This is a genomic window from Amycolatopsis magusensis (assembly GCF_017875555.1).
GTDB lineage: Bacteria > Actinomycetota > Actinomycetes > Mycobacteriales > Pseudonocardiaceae > Amycolatopsis > Amycolatopsis magusensis.
Genome location: NZ_JAGGMS010000001.1, coordinates 4,479,638 through 4,505,055, shown reverse-complemented (window position 1 = coordinate 4,505,055; position 25,418 = coordinate 4,479,638). Strand labels below are relative to the sequence as shown.

Sequence of the window (25,418 nt, the reverse complement as noted above, 5' to 3'; positions counted from 1 at the left end):
CACCGGACCGCGTCGCCGCCGAGACTGCGGAGCATGCACCCACTCGACCCGCTGTCCGCCGGGGAACTGGCCGCGGGCCGCGCGATCCTGGTCGCCGAAGGCCTGCTCACCGCGACCACCCGCGTCCCGCAGGTGCTGCCGGTCGAGCCGGACAAGGCGAGCGTCGCCGCGCTGGTGGCCGACCGGCGCATCCAGTACACCCTGCTGGACACCGCCACCGGGCACGCCAGGGACGCGGTGGTCTCGGTGACCAAGCGCGAGCTGCTGTCCTGTGAGGACTGCGGTGAAGGCCAGCCCGCCTACCTCTTCGAGGAGTACGACCTCGCCGCGGAGATCACCAAGGCCTCGCCCGAGTGGCAGGCGGCGATGACCCGGCGCGGGCTCGCCGATCGCGTCGAGCACGCGTTCTGCGCTCCACTGGCCCCCGGCTACTTCGGCAGGCCCGACGAATCCGGCCGCGTGATCCGCTCGCTGACCTTCCTGCGCGAGGACGAGAACGACAGCCCGTGGGCGCATCCGGTCGAGGGGTTGATCGTGCACATCGATCTGACCGGGCGCCGGGTGCTGCGAGTGGAGGACGAGGGCGACGTCCCGGTCCCACCGGAGCACGGCCGATACGGGAATGTGCCGCCGCGCACCACGCTCAAGCCGATCGAGATCACCCAGCCGGACGGCCCCAGCTTCACCGTCGACGGCAGCGAGGTCACCTGGGAGGGCTGGCGGCTGCGCGTCGGCTTCAACGCCCGCGAAGGCTTGACGCTGCACCAGGTGAGCTTCCAGGACCGGTCGGTGCTCTACCGGGCGTCGATGCCGGAGATGGTGGTCCCCTACGGCGACACCGCGCCCGGCCGGTTCTGGATCAGCTACTTCGACGCCGGCGAGTACCTGCTCGGCAAGAACGGCAACGACCTGCGGCTCGGCTGCGACTGCCTCGGCGTCATCCACTACTTCCCGGCCTTCGTCGCCGACGACCACGGCCACCCGGTCGAGATCCCGCGGGCAATCTGCCTGCACGAAGAGGACTACGGGATCCTCTGGAAGCACACCGATCTCGACGGCAACGCCGAAGTGCGGCGCTCGCGGCGGCTGGTCATCTCGTCCATCTCCACCATCGGCAACTACGACTACGGCTTCTTCTGGTACCTCTACCTCGACGGGACCGTCGAACTCGAGGCGAAGGCCACCGGCATCGTGTTCGCCGGCGCCGGGCACCCCGGCTCGGCACACCGGCACGCCAACGAAATCGCCCCCGGTTTGTTCGCGCCGGTGCACCAGCACCTGTTCTGCGCCCGGCTGGACGTGGCCATCGACGGTGACCGCAACTCGCTGTACGAAATCGACGTGGAAGGCGTGCCGACCGGCGAGCAGAACCCGCACGGCAACGCCTTCACCTGGCGGGAAACACCGCTGCGCACCGAACAGGAAGCCCAGCGGCACGCGGACCCGGCCAAGGCGCGCGTGTGGGAGATCCGCAGCGCGGACCGGACCAACCGGCTCGGCGCGCCCACGGCCTACCAGCTCGTGCCGAAACCGTCGGCGACCCTGATGGCGCAACCGGAATCGACCGTCCACCAGCGAGCGACCTTCGCCACGCGTCACCTGTGGGCCACGCCGTACCGCGCCGACGAGCGCTTCCCCGCCGGTGACCGGCCGAACGCGCACCCCGGTGGCGCCGGGCTGCCCGCGTGGACCGCCGCGAACCGCGACCTGGTCGACACCGATCTGGTGCTGTGGCACGTGTTCGGCCCGACCCACATCCCGCGACCCGAGGACTGGCCGGTGATGCCGGTCGACTACTCGGGGTTCACCCTGCGCCCCTACGGCTTCTGCGACCGCAACCCCGCGCTCGACCTGCCCTCCGGCACCGCCGGCCACTGCCGACCCTAGGACCAGCCGATGACCGAACTGACCCTGTCCGACACCTCCACCTGGCTCCCGCTGGACAGCCTGGCCCGCGGGTTCGACGCGAACAAGGCGCCGACCGTCGGTGACCTGCACGGCCGCTCCTTCGAGCTGACCTGCGCCGACGGCACCGCCTTCACCGCGGCGTTCACCGGTACCCGCGTCGAGTGGGGCTACCACGGCTCCGGCACCGACCGCTGCGAAACCTTCCTGGTCGACGACGAGCTGTACTACATCCAGTTCCATCCCAGCGCCCGCCCGGAGGAGGCCTTCACGCTGCTGCTCGACCTGCGGCGGGGCCGGGCACTGCTGGTGCTCAGCCGGATCGGCGACACCTCGCCGCGGGTCACGCAGACCTTCCTGGCCGCCACGATCGACGGCTTCGAGCCCCACGGCGAACCGCTCGCGCCGAGCACCTCGCTGATCGGGCGGCGCGTGCTGTGGGTGTACAGCACGGCCCACGCCTACGAGCACGTCTACCTCAGCCCGCACTGGTACACCTGGCAGTGCCTGGCCGGTCCGGAGAAGGGGCTCGCCGACACCGACGAGAACTCGGTCTACGAACTGCGGCCGGGGATCTACGTGTTCGCCTGGCGGGAGAAGGTGATCCCGTGCGCCTCGGTGACCGTCGCCGACCACCGCGACGCCCGGCGCCTGCGCTCGCACGGGGTGCTGTTCGGCCTGGACGCCAGTGGCCGGACGCCGACCCACTTCACCTTCGGCGCGCACGGCAGGCTGCTCAGCACCACCGTGCACCCCGAGACCTTCGACCCCGCCGGGAGCTGAGCCTTGGCCGCCGACCTGATCCTCACCAACGCCACGGTGTACACAGTGGACCCCACGCGGCCGTGGGCGTCCGCGCTGGCGGTCAAGGACGGCCGGGTGCTCTCGCTGGAGGAGGTCGAGCGCGGGCCGAAGACCGAGGTGCTCGACCTCGGCGGCGCGTTCGTCCTGCCCGGCCTGGTCGACGTGCACACCCACCACGCCTTCGCCGGCCGGGCCGCGCTCTTCGAACTCGAACTGGGCACGGAGGCGGACTTCGACCGGCTGCTGGCCGCGGTCCGGGAGCGGGCGGCCGGGCTGGGGCCGGACGAGTGGGTGATCGGCGGCGCGTGGGCGGCCACGCTGGTCGCGCGGCTCTCGGACCGCGCGGCGCGCCACGCGCTCGACGAGGCGGCGGGCGGGCGGCCGGTCACGCTGGCCGACGACAGCAGGCACAACCGCTGGGTCAGCAGCCGGGCGCTGGAACTGTCCGGCATCACCGCGGCGACCCCGGATCCGGCGGGCGGGGAGATCGTCCGCGACCCGGCCACCGGCGAACCCACCGGGGTCCTGATCGAAGCCGCCGGGGTGCTGGTCGAGCACGCGTTGCGCGAGACCAGGAAGCTCACCGGAGAGCAGCACGCGGCGGCTTCGCGCCACGCGATCGGCGTCCTGCACTCGTACGGGGTCACCGCGTTCCAGGACGCCGGGGTCTCGGTGGACATCCTGCGGGCGCTGAAGTCGCTCGACGACGCCGGTGAGCTGGACGCCTGGGTGGTGTCCTCGCTGCTGATCAACGACCCGATCTTCGGTTTCGACCCGATCGGCGCGCCGCTGCTGGAGGTCGCCGGGCGCTACCGCACCGAGCACCACCGGCCCGACTTCGTGAAGATCTTCCTCGACGGCGTGCCGCCGACCCGCACGGCGGCCTTCCTGGAGCCGTACCTGCCGGACGAGGTGCACGGCGGCTGCCACCACGGCGCGACCACGATGCCCGGCGAGGAGCTGGAAGGCTGGCTGCGGACCGCGGCCGAGGCCGGGCTGTCGGCCAAGGTCCACTGCACCGGCGACGCTTCCGTGCGCGCCACCCTGGACGCGGTCGAGAAGGTGCGGTCCGAGGGGTACACCGAGGCGCGGTTCCAGGTGGCGCACGGCCAGTTCGTGCATCCCGACGACGTGCCGCGGTTCGCCGCACTGGACGTCTCCGCCGACATCTCGCCGTTCCTGTGGGTGCCGGGCGTCATCCCGTCCGCCATCGCGACGGTGCTGCCGGGTGACCGGGCGGCGCGCATGCAGCCCAACCGGTCCTTGCTGGACAGCGGCGCGCTGGTGGCGGGTGGGTCCGACTGGCCGGTCAGCGAATCGCCGAACGCCTGGGAGGGCATCCAGGGCCTGGTCACCCGCCGGGACCCGGCCGGGGTGCACCCCGGGGCGCTGTGGCCGGAGCAGGCGATCTCGCTGCCCGAGGCGATCGAGGTGTTCACCCTCGGCAGCGCCCGCGCGATGGGGCTCGGGGCCGTCACCGGTTCGCTGTCCCCTGGCAAGTCGGCCGACTTCCTGGTGCTCGACCGCGATCCCTTCCGGACCTCGCCGGCCGAGCTGGCCCGGACGGAGGTGACCGAGACGTGGTTCGCCGGGCACCGGGTGTTCCGCCGCGGCTGATCTCCTACACTGGTAGACGAACCAGTGCGGGAGGTGAACCGATGCCGAAGATCATCGACCACGACCAGCGGCGCAGTGACATCGTCGACGTCACCTGGGACCTGATCACCCGGGGCGGGATCGAGGCCGCGACCATGCGGGAGATCGCGGCGGCGGCCGGGTTCGCCAACGGTGCGCTCAAGCTGTACTTCCCCAGCAAGGAAGACATCATCGAAGCCACCTACGAACGCGCGCTCGGCATGATGCGCGCTTACGTGGAACTGGACGAGCTGCGCGGGCTGGTCGCGCTGCGGGAGCTGTGCTTCTCCTCGATGCCGATCGACGCCGAGCGCATCGCGGCCGGGCGCGTGCTGCTGACTTTCTGGCAACTTTCGCTGACGAACCCGAAGCTGCACGACAAGTACCTGGAACACGTGCGCGAGTGGCGCGGACTGCTGCACCGGTACCTCACCGAGGGGCGCGAAGACGGGGACATCGTCACCGAGACCCCCGACGAGCAACTGGTCGACGAAATCGTCCTGCTCAACGCGGGGGCGAACGTGATGAGCCTGGTCAGCGGCGAGTTCTCCACGGTGGCGCTGCAACACCAGCACCTGGAATCCTTCTTCACCCGCCTGACGCGGCCGTGACATTGCCCTGCGAGCGGGGGCCGGGCGAGTTGCCCCGGGACACAAATGTGGCTTTGGGGGCGGATTCGGCCCCCAAAGCCACATTCGTGTCCGGGAGAGTGCGCCGAGTGCGAGGTTCGGCTGCAGGAGTGTGAGGTTCGGCTGCCTGAGTGTGGGACTCGGCCCGGAGGTCGGCGGGGTGCCGTGAATGTGGCTTTCACGGCGGAATGTGCCGTGAAAGCCACATTCACGGCATCGGTCAGGACAAAATCCTGCGTAGGTAGGCGGCGACGTGGGTGTGGGAGCGTGGCGAAGCGGGGAGGTCGGTGTGCAGGCCGTAGAAGCCGTGGATCTGGCCCTCGTACCGCGTCAGCTCCACCGGGGTACCGGTCGAGGCCAGTCGTCGGGCGAATTCTTCGCCTTCGTCCCGTAGTACGTCGTATTCGGCGGTCAGCACCAGTGCGGGCGGCAGGCCGGTCAAGTCCGTGGCCCGCAACGGAAGCAGGTACGGATCGTCCAACTGCGCCGGATCCGTGACGTACTGCTCGAAGAAGAATCGCATCGCGCCGGCGGTCATGCCGTAGCCCTCGGCGAAGTCGGCGTACGAGCCGAAACCGTCGTCCGGGTGGCCGTAGACCGGGCAGATCAGCACCTGCGCGGCCAGCGCCGGGCCACCTCGGTCGCGCGTCATCATCGAGACCACTGTGGACAGGTTGCCGCCCGCGCTTTCCCCGCCGATCGCGATGCGTGCCGGGTCGACCGCCGGTCCGGCGCCGCCCGCGGCCAGCCACTCGACCACCGCGTAGCAATCGTCGGGCGCCGACGGGAACGGGTGCTCGGGCGCGAGCCGGTAGTCCACCGCGACCACGGCCACCTTCGCCGCGTTGCACACCGCCCGCGAGGCGACCTCGTTCTCGTCGATCGAGCCGATCGTCCATCCGCCACCGTGGATCCACACGAAAACCGGGACCGGTATGGCGGATTCGGGCAGGTACAAGCGAACCCGCACCCCGCCGGGCACCACGTGGTCGGTGACCGACGCGACCGGCTCGACCGATTCGGGACGCCGCCACGAAGCGGCGAAGGCGGCCCGCAGTTCGGCCGCGGTCGGCGGCCGGGCCGGGGCCTCGGCGGGCGCGCTGCGGGCGAGCAGCTCCTGGACAGCGGGATCGAGGGTCACGGCTACACCGCTTCCGCGACGAGCACGCGCGGGCTCCCCGGCAGCGCCAGCCGGTCGACCACCCGCCAGCCCGCGTCGCCCAGCCACGTGCGGACCTCCGCCTCCGGGTAGACGATCGTACCGTCGATCACCAGGTACTCCCCGGCGTGCAGCGCGTCGAGCGGCCGCTGGACCGGGTCGTCGTCGAGGAAGAAGTCGAGCAGCAGCAGGCGGGCGCCGGGCGCGGCGGCCGCGCGCGCGTTGCGCAGGATTCCCGCGTTCTGCTCGGCACTGAACCGGTGGACCACGTGGTTGACCATGATCAGGTCGAACTCGCCCTCCGGCCGGGCGGTGTCGGTCTCCGCGCCCACCACGGTCGCCCGGTCCGCCAAGCCAGCCTCGGCCACCGCGTTCGTCACCGGCTCCACCGAGCGCGGGGCGAACACGAAGGTCGTCCGCAGCTTTTCGTTGGCGCCCATGGCTTCCACCGCGAACGCGCTGGACAGCCCGCCTAGGTCGAGCAGGTGCTCGTAGGGCAAGTAGTCGAACGCACGCGCCAGCATCTTCGCGTGCAGCGCGTTGTAGGTCATCACCCCGTTCAGGAAGGTGCCCCAGCGCTCGTCGTCCATCTCCAGCTCACCGGGCTCGCCGGTGTCCGCGGTGCGGCCGAACTGCAGCCAGTGCCCGTAGCTGATCGAGTCCAGGAACGTCAGGAACGGCGACAGATCCAGCTCGCCGCCGCCGAGGTACGCCGCAGTGTCGGCGGTCAGCTCGTATCGTCCGTCCACACGGGACAGGAGCCCGAGCGATGACATGGAGTCACCGAGGATGCGGGTGATCGACTCCGGCCTGCCGGTCTCGGCGGCCAGTCCCCCGGCGGTCAGCGGCCCGGCGGCGAGTGCGCCGAACAAGCCGATCCGGCTCGCGGCGAAGAGCTGCTTGGCGGCCATGTACCCCACGGCGACGTCTACGATCCGATCGGGACTGACGGTGCTTCTGGACCCGGTCACGGTGTTCTCCTTCGCTTGGTTCGCGGATGAGTCTACAGACGTAGATAAAAGAATCCAGTGTCGATTTTCCGCGATTACCAGGCGAAACCCGCCGGATACCAACTTCCTACGTTCGTAGAATATAGCCATTGACAGCGCACCGCCCCGGTGTCAACATGCGTAGAACTACCCCTGCCGGCGGCTCGTGTTCCCCCGGCAGTTCCGGTCCGCCGACGGCGGGCACGAGGAAGGGGAATCCATGACCCTGCTCGAACTACGAGAACTCAGCGTCGGCGTGCTGACCGACGACACCGAGCGCGAACTGGTCCGGGAGCTCTCGTTCGATCTCGACCAGGGGCGGACACTCTGCGTGGTCGGCGAGTCCGGCAGCGGCAAGACCGTGACCGCCCTGTCGATCATCCGGCTGCTCGAGTTCGTCGCCCCGGTGCGCACCCGCGGTGAGATCAGTGTGGACGGTGTGGACCTGACCCGGCTCCCCGCCGACGAGATGCGGGCCTACCGCGGGCCGCGGATCGGGATGATCTTCCAGGAGGCGCTGGATTCGCTGAACCCGAGCCAGCGCGTCGGCAGGCAGCTGATCGAGGCCTACCGCAGACCCGGATCCCTGCCACGGCAGGCGGTGCGCAAGGGCACGCCGCTGCACCGCGAGGCCGAGGTGAAGGCACACGGGCTGCTCACCGAGGTCGGGCTGACCGACACCGATCGCGTGCTGTCGCTGTACCCGCACCAGATGTCCGGCGGCATGCAGCAGCGGGTGATGATCGCGCTGGCGCTGATGGCCGATCCCGGCCTGCTCATCGCCGACGAGCCGACCACCGCGCTCGACGTGACCACCCAGGCGGAGATCCTCACCCTGTTCGACCGGGTGCGCCGCGACCACGGCACCGCCTGCGTGTTCATCACCCACGACATGGGCGTGGCCGCGCGGGTGGCCGACCGGATCGCGGTGATGTACCGCGGCAGGCTGGTCGAACTCGGGTCCAAAGAGGACATCCTCGCCGCACCGGAGCACCCGTACACGCGGGCGCTGCTCGACTGCGTGCCGCAGCTCGGGGTCAGCAGGCGCGACGGTTTCCCGACCATCTCCGAGTCCCTGCTCGAAGCCGCGATGAACGGCGGCTCGGCCACCGCCACCGAAACCAGGGCGCTCACCAGGCCGCGGCCGGAACGCACCGGCGACGGCACCCCGCTCGTCATCGAGCACGTGTCCAAAGTGTATGGAGGACGTGGCCGGTTCTCGCTCAGCCGCGAGCCGGAGGTGCTCGCGGTCAACGACGTCTCGCTCACCATCGCCCCCGGCGAGTTCTTCGGCCTGGTCGGGGAATCGGGCTCGGGCAAGACCACGCTCGGCCGCCTGGTGAGCGCGCTCGAACCACCCACCGCCGGCACGATCACCTTCGGCGAGCACCGCTGCACCGCGGCCGGGCTCGACGGCGACGAGCGCGCGTTCCGCCGCCGCGCCCAGCTCATCTTCCAGGACCCGCAGAGTTCGCTCGACCCCCGGCACACCGCCGCCCGGATCGTCGCCGAGCCGCTGCGGGAACTGACCGGAATGCGTGGTGCCGAACTGGACCGCCGGGTCGCCGAGCTGCTCGACGAGGTCGGCCTGCCCGCCGGTACCGCCGCGAAACTGCCGTCGCAGCTCTCGGGCGGGCAGCGGCAGCGGGTGTCCATCGCCCGCGCGATCGCCGCGGAACCCGACCTGATCGTGGCCGACGAACCCACTTCGGCGCTCGACGTCTCGGTGCAGGGTCAGGTGATGAACCTGCTGCTCGACCTGCGCCGCTCCCGCGCGCTGAGCTTCCTGTTCATCACGCACAACCTGAGCCTGGTGCTGTCGGTCGCCGACCGCGTCGGCGTGATGTACCGGGGTGAGCTGATCGAGACCGGCGACCCGGACGAGATCCGGCTCCGCCCGCGGCACGACTACACCCGCCGCCTGCTCGCGGCGAACCCCGAACTGCCCTCCCTCCCCCACACAGGATTGCGGACCCCATGAGACGAACCCTGACTTCGGCCGTGCTCGGCGTGGTGACCGCCGCGCTCCTCAGCTCCTGCATGGGTGGCGCGGCGGGCGGTGGCGCCGCCGCCGACGGCCCGCCCGTGCGCGGCGGCAACCTCAACGTCGCGGTGCCCACCGACCCGCAGTCGCTCGACATGGTCGCCAATCCCGGCCAGGTCACCGCGCACCTCGGCAACATGCTGTACGAGAAGCTGTTCGAAGTGGACCGCACCTTCACCGCGCGGCCCATGCTGGTGCAGGACTACACCACCAGCCCGGACCGGCTCACCTACGAGTTCAAGCTCCGCCAGGGCGTCACCTTCCACGACGGCGCCCCGCTGACCGCGAACGACGTGGTGGCCAGCCTCCAGCGCTGGCAGACCGGTCACCGCACCGGGCAGCTGGTCTCCCCGGACATCGAGGCGATCACCGCGCCCGATCCGGCGACGGTGACCATCCGGCTCAAGCGGCCGCGTTACCCGCTGATCAACGAACTGGCCGGTGCGGGCACCGAAATCTACGAGGCGAAGAACCTCGCAGGCGTGCCGCCGACCGGCTTCGGCCAGGACAAGGCGATCGGCACCGGGCCCTACAAGCTGAAGAGCTGGGACATCGGCCGTGAACTGGTGCTGGAGCGCCACCCCGGTTACGCGTCGCGGTCCGAAGAGGACTGGGGCGGGCAGGCCGGGGCCAAGCACGCCTACCTCGACACCGTGACCTACAAGGTGGTCTCCGACCAGGACGCGCTGATCAACGGGCTGCAGACCGGCCAGTGGGACCACGCGATGCCGACCAACGACCAGTACGAGACACTGCGGGCCAACCCCGCCGTGGTGGTGCACAACCTGCCCGGCGGCAACGAGAACGTGGTCATCCCGAACTTCAATCCCGGCTCGCGCTTCGCCGACCCGCGGGCCCGCCAGGCACTGAACCTGCTGCTGGACAAGCCGGCGCTCAACGCGGCCACCGGGGGCAGCAAGGACCTCACCCTCGAAACCGGCGCCTTCGCCTCCCCGGACAACCAGGCGTTCTACTCCACCGCCGGTGAAGAGGTCTACCGCCAGCGCGATCCGGAGAAGGCCAGGCAGCTGCTCGCCGAAGCCGGGATCACCGCGGGCGCGACCGTCCGCATCGTCACCACGAACTCGTACCCGGAGTTCGGCAAGTGGGCCGTGCTGATCCAGGACGAGCTGTCCAAGATCGGCATCACCACGAAGATCGACACCTTCGACTTCGCCACCATGCTGGGCACGCTGACCAAGGACCCGGGCGGCTGGGACCTGACCACGCTGTTCTTCGACTCCGCGCTCACCTCCCCGGCGCAGATGCCCGCGCTCACCCTGGGCACGCTGAACGGCTCGTCCTCGCCCGAACTGGACGCACTGATGGCCGAGTACAACGCCTCGACCTCACCCGAGCAGGCGAAGGCGGTGGTGGACAAGATGCAGGCGTTCACCTGGCAGCAGCTTTCGGTGATCACGCTGAGCCAGTCGAAGCTATACGCGGCCTACTCGCCGAGGTTGAAGGGCTACGGCGACTTCTACCGGGTGTTCTGGAACTCCTGGCTGGCGTCATGACCGCTCTGCTGCTGCGCAGGCTGCGCGATCTGCTGATCATCCTGGTGATCGTCGGCACGATGATGTTCTTCGTCATCCGGCTCATCCCCGGCGACCCGGCGCAGGCCATCCTCGGCCCGACCGCGCGTCCGTCCGATGTGGACGCGTTGCGGGAGAGCATGGGATTGAACGGGACGCTGTGGGAGCAGTACCTGAGCTGGGCAGGCAACGTGGTGCAGGGTGACTTCGGCACCTCGATCACCTACCACGCGCCGGTGCTCGGCGTGGTCGCCGACCACATCCTGCCGACGCTGACCCTGGCCGTGCTTTCGACCGTGCTCAGCTTCTTCCTCTCGGTGGCGATCACCTCGTGGCAGGCGGTGTCCCCGCGCAACCCGGTGGCGCGGGCGCTGGACCGGTTCTCCGCGCTGGGCATGGCGATGCCGGACTTCTGGATCTCGCTGGTGCTGGTGCTGGTGTTCTCGGTGACGCTGCGCTGGTTCCCCTCCAGCGGGTACGAGAACCTGTTCACCGATCCGGCCACCGCGGTGCCCGCGCTGGTGCTGCCGCTGACCGTGCTGGTGATCGGGCAGACCGCGTTGTTCGTGTTGACCCTGCGCGAAAGCCTGCTCGGCGAACTGCCGCTGGCGTACCTGCGCACCGCGCGGGTGAAAGGGCTGCCCGAACGCCAGGTGATGCTCAAGCACGTGCTGCCGAACGCGCTGATGCCGTTGATCACCCAGCTGGGCAGCAACTTCGCCATGCTGGTCGGCGGCATCGTGATCATCGAGTCCATCTTCGTCGTGCCGGGGCTCGGGCACCTGCTGATGGGCGCGGTGTCCACCCGTGACTTCCCGCTGATCCAGGGCGTGACCCTGTTCGTCGCGGTGCTGTTCGTGCTGGTCAACCTGCTGGTCGACCTGTCGTACGCACTGCTCGACCCGAAGGTGCGTGTGGCATGAGCGTGGCTCTGGCCGACTCCGCGCGGCCGGCGGTGACCGCACCCCGCGCGGCCCGGCTGTTCCGGCGCAACCGGCTGCTGGTGATCTCCGGCGCGCTGCTGGGATTGATCGTGCTGGCGGTGGTGGTGCTGCCGTTCTTCCTGCCCAGTGTGAGCGCCACCGATCCGGTCAACCGGCTGCTGCCGCCCTCGGCCGCGCACCCGCTGGGTACCGACTCGTTCGGCCGGGACGTGCTCGCCCGGCTGGTCTCCGGCGGGCGCGCCTCGCTCGGGCTGTCCGCGTTGATCACCCTGTGCGCGGCCTTCTCCGGGCTGGTGATCGGGCTGGTCAGCGGCTTCTTCCGGGCCGCGGACGCGGTGCTGATGCGGGTGATGGACGCCTGGATGTCGTTCCCGGCGATCATCCTGGCGATGGCGCTGGCCATCTCGCTCGGCGCCAGCATCTGGACCGAGCTGATCGCGCTGACGGTCATCTTCACCCCGTTCACCGCGCGCGTCATCCGCAGCCGCGTGCTCGGCATCGCCGGGCGCGCGTACATCGGCGCGGCACGGGTGTCCGGGATGAGCAAGGGCAAGATCCTGCTCGTGCACGTCTTCCCGAACGTGCTGCCGCTCGCGCTGGTGCAGGTGGTCATCCTGTCGGCGGCGGCGATGCTGGTCGACGGCGCGATGAGCTTCCTCGGCCTCGGCATCGCGCCCCCGACGCCCACCTGGGGCAACATGATCGCCGAAGGCCGGTCGTACCTGGTCGTCGCGCCGTGGCTGGTCGTCGTGCCGGGCGTGACGATCATGGTGTGCGTGTTCCTGCTGAACCTCATCGGCTCGTCCCTGCGGATCGCCGTCGACGCCCGTGCCAGGACGCTGAGCGAGTTGCAGCGCCTGCGCACCCGCCCCGCCCGAAGCTGAGAAAGGAATCCGGTGTCCGACACCACCCTGGCCGTGCGCCGCTTCACCCCCGAGGCCGTTTCCGGCCCGCCCGTGCTGCTGCTGCACGGCTTCGCCTCCGACGGGCACACCGACTGGATCACCACCGGCTGGCCGTCGGTGCTGACCGCCGCCGGGCGGGCGGTGCTCGTGCCCGACCTGCCCGGTCACGGCTCCAGTCCGGCCCCCGCCGACGCGCCGACCGCGAAGTCGATCACCGCCGAACTGGCCCGGCTGGTCGACGATCTGCCCGAAGTGGACGTCGTGGGATATTCGCTGGGTGCCCGGCTCGCCTGGGAACTACCCGTGCAGGCGCCCGTGCGACGGCTGGTGCTGGCGGGCTTGAGCCCGGTGGAACCGTTCGGCGCGGTCGACCTGGACGCCGCGCTGGCGTTCGCCGGGGGCGGGAAACCGCCGTCGGATCCGCTGACCGCGATGATCGCGCGCATGATCACCGCGCCGGGGCGGAATCCGGGCGCGCTCGCCCGGTGCGTGGAGGGACTGCGCCAGGAGCCGTTCGCCCCGGCGCCCGGGGTGATCTCCGTGCCCACGCGGTTCGTGGCGGGCACCGAAGACCCGGTGAGCCAAGGCATCGACCAGCTCACCGCGCTCGTGCCCGGTTCGGACCTCATCCGTGTCCCCGGCGACCACGGCGGTGCCCTGCGCAGCCCGGAGTTCAAGACCACCACCCTGGACTTCCTCCGCTGAACCCTTCGTGGGGTGCGCGGACCGGCGCACCCCACGACCTGGTCAGCGGTCCAGGCAGAGGTGATCGAGGGCGGCGCGGATGTCGGGGCCGTGTTCGGTGGCGAGGCGGAGGGCGCCGAGGTTGTCGTCGAACTGCTTCGCGCTGCTCACGCCGAACAGGACGTTCGCCACCGATTCGCAGGCCAGGCAGAAGGCGATCGCCAGTTGCGCCGGGCTGACGCCGAACTCGGCGGCCACCGCGGCCATGTCGGTGGCCGCCGCCTTGATCGCGTCCCGGATGCCGTTCGGGTCGGCGCCGATCTTGCGCGTGGGCTGCCTGCCCAGCAGTACCCCACCCTCGAAGATGTCCGACGCCTGTACCGCCAGCTTCCCGGTCTCGAAGTGCGGGCCTTCGGCCATCGACCGCCGTGCCACGCTGTACTTGAGTTGCGCGAACCTCGGCGCCGGCATCCCTTCCCCTCCGGCGAATTCCAGCGCGAGGTCCAGAGCCTCCGGGTCCCAGTTGTTCACGCCCCACACATCGAATCGCCCGAGGCGGATCTGCTCGGCCACCTCCGTGACGATCCGCGGGACATCGGGACGTTCGAAGTAGTCACCGACCACCACAGCCTCCGCCCGCTCGACGCCGATCCGGTCGAACGACGTGGCGAGCTGCTCGGCGAAACCGGTCTTCGGGTAGTCCCAGAGCCACAGCTTCCCGCACAGCTCGTACTCCTCGCGCGCGATCCCGGCGGCACGGATCGCCTCGCCGAAGATGAGGTCGGTGCGTGACCGCTCGGCGTGCGGCCCCATGTTGTAGTGCGCCACGTCGAAAAGCGTGACCCCGGCGTCGACGGCCCGCCGCAGCAGGCGCACCACGTCGGCGAACTCCATGCGGTCCCAGGTGTTCCACGATCCCAGTCCGAGGTCCGAGGTGGCGAAGCCCAAGCCGTTCTGCTGCTGTCGCACGAGATTTCCTTTCGCTGGTAACGGAAACCAGTTTTAGTCTACGATCGTAGAATGAACAAGAGAACCGTGGTGGTGACCGGCGGTGCCAGTGGCATCGGCCGCGGGATCGCCGAAGCCTTCCGTTCCGACGGCCACCGGGTGGTCGTCGCCGACATCGATATCAACGCTGCCGCCGCCGACGTCCACCTGGACATCTCCGACGCCGCCTCGGTCGACGCCGCGCTGGCGCTGATCACCCGCGAGTACGGGCCGATCGACGTGCTGGTGAACAACGCCGGGCTCGCCGGTGGCGGCGGACCACTGGTGAGCCTGGATCTCGAGGTGTTCGACCGCTGCGTCGCGGTGAACTTCCGGGGCACCTTCCTGATGACGCGAGCGGTCGGCGCGCACATGATCGCGGCGGGCACCCGGGGCGCGATCGTGAACATCTCGTCGATCGGCGCCCGCCAGCCGACGCCCGGACTCGGCCACTACGAAGCCACCAAGGCCGCCGTCGACGCGCTCACCCGCTCGGCCGCGCTGGAACTGGCGCCCCATGGCATCCGCGTCAACGCGGTCGCGCCCGGCCCGGTCCTCACCCCGATGACCGCCGGGTTCGCCTCGGACACCGCGGCTCGTTCGGCTTGGGAAGCGAGGATTCCCAAGGGTTCCATCGCTTCCGTCGCCGACGTGGTGCCCTCAGTGCTGTTCCTGGCCTCCCCCGAAGCCGGCCATCTCACCGGCGTGAGCCTGCCGGTCGACGGCGGACAGCTGCTCACCTGAGTACACGACCCGGCCGCCGGTCACGGTCAGCTCGACGCCGACCTCGGGCAGTTCGGCGAAGGCGACTTCGAGCGGATTCGCGTCCAGTACGCAGAAGTCGGCGACCCGGCCCACCGTCAGCGAACCCTTCCAGTCCGCCGCCCCATCCTGCGCGGCGGCCGTGGTCGTGTAGCAGCGCAGCAACCGTTCCATCAGCACTGAGTCCACACCGGACACTCCGAGCAACCGCGCGGCCGCGGCCAGGTGCACCCGCCAGTCCGGGGTGACCACCGGCGCGTCACTGCTCAACGTCAGCGGCACCCCCGAGTCCAGCATCTCCGCCAGCGGCCACGCGCGAGCCGCGACCTCGCCACCCAGCGCCTCGGCGACCATCGCCCTCATGGCCATCGCGATCGCGGGTTGCGTGGTCAGGCCGATGCCCCGGGATGCCATCCGTGCCAGCTGATCCGCCGTGACCAGGTCGCCGTGCACGAGGTGATCACCCCGCCGGAGCGACCCGAGCACGGCCTCGATACTGCGATCGCCGGTGGCGTGCACACCGACCACCATCCCGGCCTCGTGCGCCAGCTCGATCATCGCCACCAGGTCCTCTTCGCTGTCGACGAGCAGAGAACCGTGGGAACCGTCGGTGTAGCAGTGGTGCGTCCACGCGGATCGCATCGGCGGAATGCCGTCGGCGAAGATCTTCACACCGTGCACGTTGAGCCACCGCGGATCAGCATTCGGCATCGGCGAATCCAGGCCACGCCGGAAGTCCGCCAGCGAACTGACCCCGTCGAGCAGGCCGAACAACCGCAACACGGTCACCCGGGACCGCAGCAGCCCTTCCGCCGCCAGGGAAGCGTATTCGTCGAGCACCTCCGGCGCGAAGCAGCCGGTCTCCCCCGGCCCCAGGCCCGGCTCGGTGTAGCTGGTGATGCCGAGTGACGCGCACAGCTCGCCCGCCCGCAGGATCGCGGTCCGGCGGTCGACCGCTTTCTCTTCGCCACCAGCGAATCCCGTGGGCCCGATGAGCGTGTCCGGCCAGCGCGTGCCGAGCCAGACCGCGTGCAGGTGCGAGTCGTTGATGCCGGGCAGCACGGTTCTCCCGGCCAGTTCGAGCACTTCGGTGTCCGGTCCGGCGACCACGTCGGCACCGAGCGCGACGATCCGGCCGTCCCGCACCGCGAGCGCGTCCACCACCGTGCCTTCGGGATCGAACGTGTGGATCGGCCCGCCGCGGACCACCAGCGACGCGGGACGGATGCGGGGCGAAGACATGGTTTCCTCCAGCGTCTGGACTTTTTCTTCCACGAGCGTAGACTAAAAAGATGGCCAACAGAACCGAAGCCGCGGTGCTCACCGAGCACGGGTCCGCGCTGACGCTGCGGGAACTCCCGCTGCCGGAGGAGCCGGAACCGGGCGCCGCACTGGTCCGGATCACCTGCACCACGTTGTGCGGCACCGATGTCCACCTCTGGTCGGGGCGGATGACCTTCCCCGGCATGCTGCCGATGGTGCTGGGCCACGAAATGGTCGGCGAAGTGGTGGCCACCGGACCCGGCACCACCGACGCGCTGGGCCGGGAACTCGTGCCCGGCGACCGCATCGGCTGGTCCGAATCGACCTGCGGGAAGTGTTACGGCTGCACGATCCTGCGTGAGCCGGTCGCGTGCGACAACCGCGGTTACGGCTTCCGCCAGCGCGCCGACGTGCCCCCGTACGCCACCGGTGGACTCGTGCGTTACTGCTACGTCACGCCCGGCGCGGCCAAGCTGGTGCTGCCCGACGACGTCAAGGACACCTGGGCCTCGATGTCCGGCTGCGCGGGCAAAACCGTGCTGCGGGCGGTCGCGCGATCGGGTGGCATCCGTCCCGGTGCGACGGTCGTGATCCAGGGCGCGGGGGCGCTCGGGGTGTTCGCCACCGCGGTCGCGCGCATTTCCGGAGCCGGTGACGTGATCACCATCGGCGGCCCGGCCGACCGGCTCGAAACCGCGGAGCGTTTCGGCGCGACAGCCACGATCCCGGTCGACGGCACATCCGAGGAACGCATCGAGCGCGTCCAGCAGCTCACCGGCGGACGCGGCGCCGACCACGTCTTCGACTTCGCCGGCGGTCCGACCATCGGCGAGGAAGCCGTCGCGTTCGCCGCCCAGCGCGGCACCGTGGCGATCGTCGGGTCGACCGGCCCCGAGCCGTCCCCGGTCGCGCTGGGCACGGTGATGGGCAAGGAACTCACCGTCGTCGGCTCGCTCAACGGCGACATCGCCGACTACCACCGCTCGGTGGGCTTCTTCCGCACCTTCGCCGGCCGGATGCCGTGGGACGAGCTGTTCAGCGCGCCCGTCGGCCTGTCCGAAGCCTCCGCCCGCCTCGAATCGATGGCGGAACTCGGCGAGCTCAAGGCCGTCATCGATCCCCGTCTGTCCTAGGAGAACCATGTCCGCCATCCCGCAACGCCGCATCGGCCGCGACGGCCCGCTCACCGGCGTGCTCTCGCTCGGCTCCTGGCACACCTACGACCGGATGGACTTCCGTGAAGCGGTGACCATGCTCCGCACCGCGGTCGACGCCGGGATCACGCTCTTCGACGTCGCCGTCTACGGCTTTCCCAGCAGTGCTCCGGTGTTCACCGACGTGCTGTTCTCCGCCATGGTGCGCGCGGCCGGGCTCCGGCGTGAGGACTACCTGCTGTCGGCGAAGCTGTGGCTGGAGGGATATCCGGCCCAGAGCCTGCGCGACCAGCTGGAGAACGCGTTGTTCCGCGCCGGGACCGAGCACGCGGACCTGGTGGTGCTCGGCGACCTCCGGCGCGAAGACACCGATCTGCACCAGCTCGTGCTCGACCTGGACGGCCTGCGCCGGGCCGGGCTGATCCGGCAGTGGGGCGTGAACAACTGGTCGGCCACCACCATCCGCGCCCTGCACGAGTTCGCCGAGGCCGAGCACGTGCCCGGCCCGGCCATCGCGCAGCTGAAGTACAGCGTGGCCCGGCGGTCCATTGCGGACGGTGAACCGTTCGCGAAGGTGTTCGGCGAGTTCGGGGTCACGCTGCAGTCGTCGGACATCTTCGAAGGCGGGGTGCTGCTGGGCAAGAACAGCGGCGCGCGTCAGGTCGGCCGCGATCCCGGCGACATCCGCCAGCGCATCGCCGACTCCGCCGAGGACCTGCGCAAGCTCGCCGGCGACCTCGGCACCACACCGGCCCAGCTGTGCCTGGCCTTCACCCTGACCCACCCGGCGAACACCACCACCCTGTTCGGCGCCACCAGCACCGAGCAGCTGCGGGACAACCTGGGCGCGGTCGACCTCGTCGAGCGCGTGGGCGCGAAGCAGCTGCGGGAACTGGTCGAGCCGTTCTGGGCGGACCGCGGGGTCGTCGATCCGGAGGGCCCGTGACCGCCTTCGACCCCGAGCTGGCCGAAGCCCTGCGCGAGCTGCCCGCCGGACCGCCGTTGAGCGCCGAAACGCTGCCCGCCGTCCGCCGGGCGATGGTGGAGGCGAACCTGACCTGTGCCGAAGCGATCGGCGACCGGGATCTGGTGTGGACAGACCATGCGGTACCCGGCACGGAGGTGGTCGTCACGGTCTCCAAGCCCAGGGTTCCCGAGCCGGGAGCACCCGGGTTCTACAACATCCACGGCGGCGGCATGGTGGTGGACAACCGTTTCGCCGACCTGCCGCGGCTGGTCCCGCTCATCGAAGAGTTCGGCTTCGTGGCGGTCACCGTCGACTACCGGCTGGCCCCGGAACACCCACACCCCGCGCCGCTCGAGGACTGCTACGCGGGCCTGACCTGGATGGCCGCCAACGCGGTTGAGCTCGGCTTCGACCCGGCCAAGCTGGTCGTCGGCGGCGGCAGTGCGGGTGGCGGGCTCAGCGCCGGAATCGCGCTGCTGGCGCGTGATCGGGGAGGTCCCGCGCTGGCCGGACAGTTGCTGCTGTGCCCGATGATCGACGACCGCGGTACCTCCTCGTCCACTGTGGAATTCGCCGAGCGCGGGGTGTGGAGCCGGGCCAGCAACGAGTTCGGCTGGCGATCGCTGCTGAACGGCGGCAGCTCGCCCTATGCCGTCCCGGCCACCGCCACCGACCTCTCCGGGTTGCCCTCGGCGTTCATCGAGGTCGGCGCGGCCGAAATCTTCCGCGACGAGGACGTCGACTACGCCCGGCGCCTGTGGCTGGCGGGCGTGCCGACGGAACTGCACGTCTGGGCGGGTGCGTACCACGGGTTCGACCGCATCGCCCCGGACAGCGAGGTCAGCCGGGCCGCGCTCGCCACCCGGTCGTCCTGGCTGCGCCGCACTATCGGCCGAGCATGAACCGCGCGGCCTGCTCCCCCACCAGAACCGCGGGCGCGTTCGTGTTGCCGGTGGTCACCCGGGGCAGCACCGAGGCGTCGGCGACCCGCAGCCCGTCGATCCCCGGCACCTTCAGCGAAGGGTCGATCACGGCCTGCGCGTCGGTGCCCATCCGGCAGGTGCCGACCTGGTGGTGGTACGTGATCGCGGTCCGCCGCACGTACTCCCGCACGTCCGCGCCCGGCCCCGGGTACAGCTCACGCGCACCCCACTCGTCGGCCAGCGCGGGGGCGCGGCCGATCTCGCGGCACTGCTCCACCGAGGCGACCAGGCTCTCGAAGTCGGCCGGGTCGGCCAGCGCGGCCAGGTCGATCAGCAGCTCGTCGGCCGGATCCGGGCCGGACAGGCGCAGGCTGCCCCGGCTGCGCGGCGACACCATGCCCGCCATCAGCGAGAACCCGGTGTCCGGCCCGGTCATCCACGATTCGTACATCGGCACGCTGAAGTGGATCGGCTGCGTGTCGGGCACGGCCAGGCCTGGGCGGCTGCGCCAGAACAGGTGCGTCTGGGTGACCGAGCGCCCGGACCTCGGCGGCTCCACCTCCCGCCGGTCGGTCGCGAAGATCACCGGGGAGAGGAGATGATCGTGCAGGTTCCTCCCCACCCCTGGCGCGTCCGCGACCACGTCGATGCCGAGCGCGGCCAGGTCCGCCGCCGGGCCGATGCCGCTGCGCAGCAGGATCGCGGGCGAGGCCAGCGCACCGGCGGCCAGCACCACCTGGTCGGCGGACAGCTGCTCCAGCCTGCCGCCCCTCTCGGCGAGCACCCCGGTCACGCGGTTGCCGTCGAACAGCAGCCGGTGCACCAGCGCTCCGGTGTGGACGGTCAGCCGATCGGCGATCGGCTGGGCGTAGGCGAGCCAGGTGTTGAGCCGGCGCCCGTCGCGCACGGTGATCCGCTGCACCGAGATCCCGTCCAGCCGCTCGCCGTTGTAGTCGGGGTTGAACGCCAGCCCGACCTGCACCGCCGCGTCCATAATGGACCGCTGGATCGGGTGCAGCGGCTCGTTCGGCACGATCTCCAGCAGGTCCTTCTCGATGCGTTCGAACACCGGGCGCACGTCGTGCCACCGCCAGCCGGGCAGGTCCCAGCCGTCGTAGTCCTCCGGCGCGCCACGCACCCAGATCATCGCGTTGAGCGCGTGCGAGCCGCCGAGCACTTTGCCGCGCGGCAGGTGCAGCCGCCGGTTCGCCGCGTGCGGCTGGGGCACGGTGTGGTGGCCCCAGTCCTCGGGGCCGTGCCACAGCTCCCCCGCCCGCGACGGGTCGTGGATCGCCGGATTGGTGTCCGGGCCGCCCGCTTCGAGCAGCGTCACCTCCGCACCCGCGTCGGCCAGCCGCCTGGCGAGGACCGAACCGGCCGAACCCGCACCCACCACGATGACGTCCATGGCCCCAGTTCTCCCACCCGGCGGGCGGACGCGGCGGATTCGCTTCGCTGGCCGACAATCGGCGTGCCCTGGCGAGCAAGACCCCGGCCCGCGCGGCGCCCGATACTCGTTCCCATCCCGGTCGAGGAGGAACGAAACATGGCCACACGCCTGTTCATCGACGGACAGTGGACCACCGCGGGCGGCGGTGCGCTGCCGACCCGTGATCCGGCCACCGGCCAGGTGATCGAGGAGGTGGGTACCGCTTCGGCGGCCGACGTCGACGCCGCGGTGGACGCCGCCCGGCGCGCGTTGTCGACGCCCGCGTGGGCGGGCCTGCTGCCGGTCCAGCGAGCCGCGCTGCTGTTCCGCCTGGCCGACCTGGTCGAGGCGCACCACGAGGAACTGGCCGCGCTGGAGACCCGCGATCAGGGCCAGCCGATCGGCATTTCGCGCCAGGTGAGCGTGACCGGCGCGGCCGAGCACCTGCGGTACTTCGCCGGCTGGGTGACCAAGCTCCAGGGCACCACGAACCCGGTGTCCTTCCCGGACACCCTGCACTACACCCGCCGCGAGCCGGTCGGGGTGAACGCGCTGATCACGCCGTGGAACTTCCCGCTGATGATCCTGGTCTGGAAGCTGGCGCCCGCGCTGGCCACCGGCAACACCGTGGTCATCAAGCCGAGCGAGGTCACCCCGCTGACCAGCATCCAGCTCATGGACCTGGTGCGCGAGGCCGGGTTCCCGCCGGGCGTGGTCAACCTGGTCACCGGCGACGGCGAGGTGGGCGCGCTGCTGAGCAGGCACCACGGCATCGACCACCTGTCCTACACCGGTTCCACCGCGGTCGGGAAGCTGATCACCGCGGCCAGCGCGGAGTCGAACCTCAAGCGGCTCACCCTCGAACTCGGCGGCAAGGCACCCAGCATCATCGCCGCCGACGCCGACCTCGACGCCGCGGTCGCGGGCAACCTCGCGGGCGCCACGCTGAACAGCGGGCAGGTCTGCGCGGCGTACACGCGCTTCTTCGTCGACCGCAGGCGCGAGCAGGAGTTCGTCGACAAGCTGGCGGCCGGGCTCGACGCCCTCACCATCGGCCCCGGCCTCGACGAGTCGACGCAGCTGGGCCCGCTGGTGTCCGACAAGCACCGGGAGCACGTGGACTTCCTCGTCTCGACCGGCCGCGACCAGGGCGCCGAGCTGGTCACCGGCGGGCGGAAGGTCGACGGCGACGGCTACTTCTACGCGCCCACGCTGTTCACCGGGACCACCGACGACATGACGATCATGCGCGAGGAGATCTTCGGCCCGGTCCTCGCGGTCACCCCGTACGACGACGCCGACGAACTGCTGGCGCGGGCCAACGACACCGAGTACGGGCTCGCCGCCACGGTGTGGACCCGCGACATCGCCACCGCGCAGCGGTTCGCCAACGGCATCCGGGCAGGCGCGGTTTTCGTGAACATGCCGTCGATCCCGGACATGGCCGCGCCCTGGGGCGGTTACAAGGCCTCGGGGTGGGGCCGCGAGATGGGGCCGTGGGCGCTGGACGCCTACACCGAGACCAAGTCCGTCTGGCTGCACTACTGAGGAGTTTGCCGCGGATCGTATACCTTCTGAGATATGTTCTCCCGTCAGTCAGGACCACGCCTATGACCAGCACTGTTCCCGGCCTCTCCCGGCCGGGCAAGATCATCGCGCTGCACCTGAACTACCCGTCGCGGGCGGCACAGCGCGGGCGCACCCCGGCCCAGCCGTCGTACTTCCTCAAGCCGTCGACCTCGGTGGCCGCCAGCGGGGACCCACTCCCCCGCCCGGCCGGTACCGAACTGCTCGGGTTCGAGGGCGAGATCGCACTGGTCATCGGTGAGCCCGCCCGCCACGTCACGCCCGAGAACGGCTGGTCATTCGTCTCCGGGGTGACCGCCGCGAACGACTTCGGCCTGTACGACCTGCGTTACGCCGACAAGGGCGCCAACCTGCGCTCGAAGGGCGGCGACGGGTTCACCCCGCTCGGGCCCGCCGTGCTGCCGGCCGGGTCCGTCGACCCGGCCGCCCTGCGCGTGCGCACCTGGGTCAACGGCGAGCTGGTGCAGGAGGACACCACGGCGGACCTGCTGTTCGACTTCGGCCGCCTGGTCGCGGACCTGTCGCAGCTGATCACCCTCGAACCGGGGGACGTCATCCTCACCGGCACCCCGGCCGGCGCGTCGGTGGTCGAGCCGGGCGATGTGGTGGAGGTCGAGGTCGACACCGTCGACGGCAACGGCAACGGCAACGGCAACGGCAACGGCCACTCGACCGGCAGGCTGGTCACCCCGATCACCGAGGGCACTGTCCACTTTGGATCGTTCGGTGCGCGGCCGAGGGTCGACGCCCGCCAGCGCGCGGAAGCGTACGGCGACGCCGGTTTCGTGCTGACCGAAGAACTCAAGGCGAAACTGGCCGGCGTCGGCACGGCGACCCTGTCCGCCCAGTTGCGCAAGCGCGGCTACAACGAGGTGTCCATCGACGGGGTCACCTCCACCCGGCCCGGCACCAAACTGATCGGGCGCGCTAAGACGTTGCGCTACATCCCGTTCCGCGAGGACCTGTTCCGCGCCCACGGTGGCGGGTACAACGCGCAGAAGCGTGCCTTCGACGCCCTCGAACCGGGCGACGTGCTGGTGATGGAAGCCCGTGGGGAGACCGGAACCGGCACGGTCGGCGACATCCTCGCGTTGCGCGCCCAGGTCCGTGGCGCGGCGGGCATCGTCACCGATGGCGGCGTGCGCGATGTCGACGCCGTGGCCGCCCTGGACATCCCCACCTACCACTCCGGCGCGCACCCGGCGGTGCTCGGCAGGCGGCACGTGCCGTGGGACACCGACATCACGATCGCCTGCGGTGGCGCCTCGGTGCAGCCCGGCGACGTGATCGCCGGGGACGCCGACGGAGTGCTGGTCATCCCGCCCCACCTGGCCGAGGAGATCGCCGACGCGGCCATCGAACAGGAGCGGCAGGAGGCGTTCATCGCCGAGCAGGTAGCCGAAGGTGAAGGCGTCGAAGGCCTCTACCCGATGAACGCCGAGTGGCAGGGGAGGTACGCCGCATGGCTGGCGAAGCGGTGAACACGGCGACCTCGGGGATTTCGGCGAAGCTGAGCAAGTCCCAGATCGCCTACCAGTGGATCAAGGCCCGCATCAGCGACGGCACCTTCTCCCCCGGTTACCGTCTGGTGCTCGGGCAGATCGCGCAGGAACTCGGCGTCAGCCCGGTGCCCATCCGCGAGGCGATCCGGCTGCTCGAAGCCGAAGGACTCGTGACCTTCGAACGCAACGTCGGCGCGCAGGTCGCGATGGTCGACGAAAGCGAGTACCAGCACACGATGCAGACGCTCGCGCTGGTCGAGGGTTACGCCGCCGCGCTCGCCGCGCCCACGCTGCCCGCCGAAGCGCTGGCCAGGGCGAAGGAACTCAACGACGAACTGGCCGCCTGCCTGGAGCACTTCCAGCCGTCCCGGTTCACCGCGCTGAACCGGGAGTTCCACCGCGTGCTGTTCGGCACCTGCCCCAATCCGCACGTGCTCGACCTGGTCGAACGCGGCTGGAACCGGCTCAGCGGGCTGCGCACGTCGACCTTCAGCTTCGTGCCCGGCCGCGCCCACGAATCGGTGCGCGAGCACCGCGTGATCCTCGAACTGCTCGAACGCGGCGCGCCCGCGCTGGAACTCGAACTGGCCGTGCGCGAGCACCGGCTGGCGACGCTGGACGCCTTCCTGGCGTACCAGGCCGGGCGCCACTGAAACCGCCACACAGAAAGGGAAACCCCATGCGATTCCGTTCGGATCCGCAGGCCATCAGGGGCTCGATCGCGCCGCTGATGACCCCGTTCACCGCCGACGGCGCACTCGACCACGAGGGACTGGCGAACCTGGTGCGCTGGCAGCTCGCGGCGGGCTCGCACGGGATCTCCATCGGCGGGTCCACCGGCGAACCGGGCGCGCAGACCGTGGCCGAGCGCGCCGAGGCCATCCGCACGGTGGTGACCGAGGTGGCCGACCGGGTGCCGGTGGTGCCCGGCACCGGGTCGGCGAAGCTCGACGAGACCCTCGAACTCACCGCCGCCGCGGCCGAAGCCGGGGCGGACGCGGCGCTGATCATCACCCCGTACTACGCGCGGCCCACCCAGGAAGCGCTCTACACCTGGTACCGCACGGTCGCGCGGGAGTTCCCCGACCTGCCGATCGTCGCCTACAACGTGCCGAGCCGGACCGCGGTGGACATCGCGCCGGAGACGGTCGCCCGGCTCTTCCGCGAGGTGGACAACTTCGTCGGCGTCAAGGAGACCACCAAGGACTTCGAGCACTTCTCGCGCGTGCTGCACCTGTGCGGGCCGGAACTGCTGGTGTGGTCCGGGATCGAGCTGCTGTGCCTGCCGCTGCTGGCGCTCGGCGGTGCCGGGTTCGTCAGCGCGACGGCCAACATCGCCCCCGCCGCCTGCGCGGAGATGTACGAGGCGTGGGAGGCGGGCGACCTCGAACGCGCGCGGAAGATCCACTACGGCTTGCACCCGCTGGTCGACCTGCTGTTCGTGGAGACCAACCCGGCGCCGGGCAAGTGGGTGCTCGAGCACCGCGGGCTCATCGGCTCCGGGTACGTCCGCCCGCCGCTGATCACCCCGACCGAACCGGGCGTCGCCCGGATCAAGGACCTGCTGGCGCAGGGCGAAAGCTATCTCACCGCCGTGGAGGGCAAGTAGGC

Annotated in this window: 22 protein-coding genes; 17 read left to right on the top strand and 5 right to left on the bottom strand. The window is 70.6% G+C overall.

What is annotated here, in order from left to right:
• Positions 1 to 24: 24 nt before the first annotated feature.
• From JOM49_RS20225 to JOM49_RS20210, 4 genes are read left to right on the top strand one after another with little or no spacing between them, the layout of a single operon-like run.
• Entirely contained in the window at positions 25 to 1,887 is a 1,863-nt protein-coding gene (locus tag JOM49_RS20225) for a primary-amine oxidase (RefSeq protein ID WP_209671403.1), read from the top strand.
• A gap of 9 nt (positions 1,888 to 1,896) precedes the next feature.
• On the top strand, positions 1,897 to 2,688 hold the full coding sequence (locus JOM49_RS20220) for a molybdenum cofactor biosynthesis F family protein (RefSeq protein WP_209665827.1): 792 nt from the start codon (positions 1,897 to 1,899) through the stop codon (positions 2,686 to 2,688).
• A gap of 3 nt (positions 2,689 to 2,691) precedes the next feature.
• Positions 2,692 to 4,326 carry an amidohydrolase gene (locus JOM49_RS20215; RefSeq protein WP_209665826.1) on the top strand — a complete coding sequence of 545 codons (1,635 nt, stop codon included), beginning with the start codon at positions 2,692 to 2,694 and terminating at the stop codon, positions 4,324 to 4,326.
• A 41-nt stretch (positions 4,327 to 4,367) separates the two neighbouring features.
• Positions 4,368 to 4,955, top strand: a complete 588-nt coding sequence (locus JOM49_RS20210) for a TetR/AcrR family transcriptional regulator (RefSeq protein WP_209665825.1) — start codon at positions 4,368 to 4,370, stop codon at positions 4,953 to 4,955.
• Between the two features lie 238 nt (positions 4,956 to 5,193).
• Here the strand turns inward: JOM49_RS20210 and JOM49_RS20205 are convergent, their stop codons facing one another.
• Together JOM49_RS20205 and JOM49_RS20200 are read right to left on the bottom strand one after the other, a co-directional pair.
• On the bottom strand, positions 5,194 to 6,114 hold the full coding sequence (locus JOM49_RS20205) for an alpha/beta hydrolase (protein ID WP_209665824.1): 921 nt from the start codon (positions 6,112 to 6,114) through the stop codon (positions 5,194 to 5,196).
• Positions 6,115 to 6,116: 2 nt separating this feature from the next.
• Positions 6,117 to 7,103 carry a methyltransferase gene (locus tag JOM49_RS20200; RefSeq protein WP_209665823.1) on the bottom strand — a complete coding sequence of 329 codons (987 nt, stop codon included), beginning with the start codon at positions 7,101 to 7,103 and terminating at the stop codon, positions 6,117 to 6,119.
• A 238-nt stretch (positions 7,104 to 7,341) separates the two neighbouring features.
• Between JOM49_RS20200 and JOM49_RS20195 the strand changes: the two genes are divergently transcribed.
• Genes JOM49_RS20195 through JOM49_RS20175 form a run of 5 tightly spaced genes read left to right on the top strand, consistent with a single transcriptional unit; the run spans position 7,342 to position 13,254 of the window.
• A complete protein-coding gene (locus tag JOM49_RS20195; RefSeq protein WP_209665822.1) occupies positions 7,342 to 9,102 on the top strand; it encodes a dipeptide ABC transporter ATP-binding protein in 1,761 nt (586 codons plus the stop codon).
• Positions 9,099 to 10,682: an ABC transporter substrate-binding protein gene (locus tag JOM49_RS20190; RefSeq protein ID WP_209665821.1), complete on the top strand. Its 1,584-nt coding sequence runs from the start codon at positions 9,099 to 9,101 to the stop codon at positions 10,680 to 10,682. Before JOM49_RS20195 ends, JOM49_RS20190 begins: the two co-directional genes overlap by 4 nt.
• On the top strand, positions 10,679 to 11,623 hold the full coding sequence (locus JOM49_RS20185) for an ABC transporter permease (protein ID WP_209665820.1): 945 nt from the start codon (positions 10,679 to 10,681) through the stop codon (positions 11,621 to 11,623). The genes JOM49_RS20190 and JOM49_RS20185 overlap by 4 nt, the downstream gene beginning before the upstream one ends.
• Positions 11,620 to 12,528 carry an ABC transporter permease gene (locus JOM49_RS20180; RefSeq protein WP_209665819.1) on the top strand — a complete coding sequence of 303 codons (909 nt, stop codon included), beginning with the start codon at positions 11,620 to 11,622 and terminating at the stop codon, positions 12,526 to 12,528. The genes JOM49_RS20185 and JOM49_RS20180 overlap by 4 nt, the downstream gene beginning before the upstream one ends.
• 12 nt (positions 12,529 to 12,540) lie before the next feature.
• On the top strand, positions 12,541 to 13,254 hold the full coding sequence (locus JOM49_RS20175; RefSeq protein WP_308158801.1) for an alpha/beta fold hydrolase: 714 nt from the start codon (positions 12,541 to 12,543) through the stop codon (positions 13,252 to 13,254).
• Between the two features lie 42 nt (positions 13,255 to 13,296).
• Here the strand turns inward: JOM49_RS20175 and JOM49_RS20170 are convergent, their stop codons facing one another.
• Positions 13,297 to 14,202, bottom strand: a complete 906-nt coding sequence (locus JOM49_RS20170) for an aldo/keto reductase (RefSeq protein ID WP_209665818.1) — start codon at positions 14,200 to 14,202, stop codon at positions 13,297 to 13,299.
• A gap of 51 nt (positions 14,203 to 14,253) precedes the next feature.
• On the opposite strand from JOM49_RS20170, the gene JOM49_RS20165 reads away from it, so the two are divergent.
• Positions 14,254 to 14,964 carry an SDR family NAD(P)-dependent oxidoreductase gene (locus tag JOM49_RS20165; protein WP_245369388.1) on the top strand — a complete coding sequence of 237 codons (711 nt, stop codon included), beginning with the start codon at positions 14,254 to 14,256 and terminating at the stop codon, positions 14,962 to 14,964.
• Here the strand turns inward: JOM49_RS20165 and JOM49_RS20160 are convergent.
• Positions 14,881 to 16,224 carry an amidohydrolase gene (locus JOM49_RS20160; protein ID WP_209671400.1) on the bottom strand — a complete coding sequence of 448 codons (1,344 nt, stop codon included), beginning with the start codon at positions 16,222 to 16,224 and terminating at the stop codon, positions 14,881 to 14,883. The genes JOM49_RS20165 and JOM49_RS20160 overlap by 84 nt on opposite strands.
• 50 nt (positions 16,225 to 16,274) lie before the next feature.
• On the opposite strand from JOM49_RS20160, the gene JOM49_RS20155 reads away from it, so the two are divergent.
• Genes JOM49_RS20155 through JOM49_RS20145 form a run of 3 tightly spaced genes read left to right on the top strand, consistent with a single transcriptional unit; the run spans position 16,275 to position 19,268 of the window.
• Positions 16,275 to 17,378 (top strand): zinc-binding dehydrogenase, encoded by a 1,104-nt coding sequence (locus JOM49_RS20155; protein WP_209665817.1) that lies wholly within the window; start codon positions 16,275 to 16,277, stop codon positions 17,376 to 17,378.
• Positions 17,379 to 17,385: 7 nt separating this feature from the next.
• Positions 17,386 to 18,345, top strand: coding sequence for an aldo/keto reductase (locus tag JOM49_RS20150; protein WP_209665816.1), 960 nt, complete (start codon positions 17,386 to 17,388; stop codon positions 18,343 to 18,345).
• Positions 18,342 to 19,268, top strand: coding sequence for an alpha/beta hydrolase (locus tag JOM49_RS20145; protein WP_209665815.1), 927 nt, complete (start codon positions 18,342 to 18,344; stop codon positions 19,266 to 19,268). Before JOM49_RS20150 ends, JOM49_RS20145 begins: the two co-directional genes overlap by 4 nt.
• On the opposite strand, the gene JOM49_RS20140 is transcribed toward JOM49_RS20145, so the two are convergent.
• The gene (locus JOM49_RS20140; protein WP_209665814.1) at positions 19,252 to 20,697 is read right to left on the bottom strand and encodes a GMC family oxidoreductase; all 1,446 of its coding nucleotides are present in this window, start codon (positions 20,695 to 20,697) and stop codon (positions 19,252 to 19,254) included. The genes JOM49_RS20145 and JOM49_RS20140 overlap by 17 nt on opposite strands.
• 138 nt (positions 20,698 to 20,835) lie before the next feature.
• Between JOM49_RS20140 and JOM49_RS20135 the strand changes: the two genes are divergently transcribed.
• The 4 genes from JOM49_RS20135 to dapA all read left to right on the top strand — a co-directional run bounded on the left by JOM49_RS20135 (position 20,836) and on the right by dapA (position 25,416).
• Positions 20,836 to 22,266 carry an aldehyde dehydrogenase family protein gene (locus tag JOM49_RS20135; protein ID WP_209665813.1) on the top strand — a complete coding sequence of 477 codons (1,431 nt, stop codon included), beginning with the start codon at positions 20,836 to 20,838 and terminating at the stop codon, positions 22,264 to 22,266.
• Positions 22,267 to 22,328: 62 nt separating this feature from the next.
• Complete coding sequence (locus JOM49_RS20130; RefSeq protein ID WP_209665812.1) at positions 22,329 to 23,786, top strand: fumarylacetoacetate hydrolase family protein; 1,458 nt, start codon at positions 22,329 to 22,331, stop codon at positions 23,784 to 23,786.
• Positions 23,768 to 24,460: a GntR family transcriptional regulator gene (locus JOM49_RS20125; protein ID WP_209665811.1), complete on the top strand. Its 693-nt coding sequence runs from the start codon at positions 23,768 to 23,770 to the stop codon at positions 24,458 to 24,460. Before JOM49_RS20130 ends, JOM49_RS20125 begins: the two co-directional genes overlap by 19 nt.
• 26 nt (positions 24,461 to 24,486) lie before the next feature.
• Positions 24,487 to 25,416, top strand: coding sequence for a 4-hydroxy-tetrahydrodipicolinate synthase (dapA, locus tag JOM49_RS20120; RefSeq protein ID WP_209665810.1), 930 nt, complete (start codon positions 24,487 to 24,489; stop codon positions 25,414 to 25,416).
• Positions 25,417 to 25,418 lie beyond the last annotated feature (2 nt).